General features: G+C 34.3%; 1 protein-coding gene. It reads right to left on the bottom strand.

What is annotated here, in order from left to right; translation table 11 throughout:
- A partial coding sequence (locus U9P79_01790) for a glycosyltransferase (GenBank protein MEA2103360.1) occupies positions 1-1060 on the bottom strand: 1060 nt, incomplete at both ends.

Raw genomic sequence — 1060 nt, 5'->3', positions numbered from 1 at the left:
TGCACCATTCTGTCAATAGAAAAATATTTTTCAATCCGTTTTTTGGCTGCTTTTCCCATATTGGTGCCAACATTCGGATTCTGCAAGAGGTTCATAACGGACTTTGCAAGAATGAATGGAGACCTTTTTGGGACAATAATACCGGTTTTTCCATTGATAATTAATTCGGGATTTCCACCTGCATTTGTTGCAACGACAGGTTTTCCCAAAGCCATTGATTCGAGAATTGTATTAGAGCATCCTTCAATGGTTGAAGAAAGAACGGATATATCGAGAATCTTCATAATTTTAATAATATCGGGAGAGTGGTTGGCAAGGATGCAGAATTTTTCAACGTCAAAATCCCGAATTAGTTTTTGCATATTCTCATTTTCCATACCATATCCGATGGCGAGGAATTTTGTTTGAGGATATTTTTCATGCACGATGCGAGCAGCTTCAAAAAAAGTGGGGTGATCTTTTAATTTATCATTTCTGGCGATTATTCCGATGACTTTCTCGTTCGAGCTTATGTTAAAGCGTTCTTTAATTTCTGTCCTGTTTACATTAACATCAAATTTTTTCAAATCCAAACCATTATAGATAGTCGTGATTTTATCCGGAGAAATTTTTTCATCTTCAGTTAAGAATTTTTTAAGTGCATTTGCATTGATAATGATTTTATCTGTGAAAAGGGCAAGAATCCTATCCGTCCAAATATGAAATGAATTTTTCCAATTATCAATACTTCTTATAGATGAAAAAATTATGGGAGTGTGGGCTATTTTTGCTGCAATTCTGCCGTAGCAATCAGCAGTAAAAAGATAGGTATGAACAATATCGAATTTATTTTTCCAAATGAATTTATACAATGAAAGCAAGGTGTGCAGATCGAACTTTCCGTGTTGCTCTAATGAGAAAATTCTAATCCCCACCTCTTCAAGTTCATGCTGAAATTGTTTTTTTGTTTTATCAAGATTGCAAACAGTAACGTGGTATTTATTTCGATCAAGAGATTTTGCTAAGGTTACGATTTGTCTTTGAGAACCGCCGGAATCTAAATGATCGATTATATATAAAA

Source organism: Candidatus Cloacimonadota bacterium (assembly GCA_034661015.1).
GTDB lineage: Bacteria > Cloacimonadota > Cloacimonadia > JGIOTU-2 > JGIOTU-2 > JAYEKN01.
Note: the sequence above shows the minus strand (reverse complement) of the source record. Positions and strands in the feature narration are given on the sequence as shown.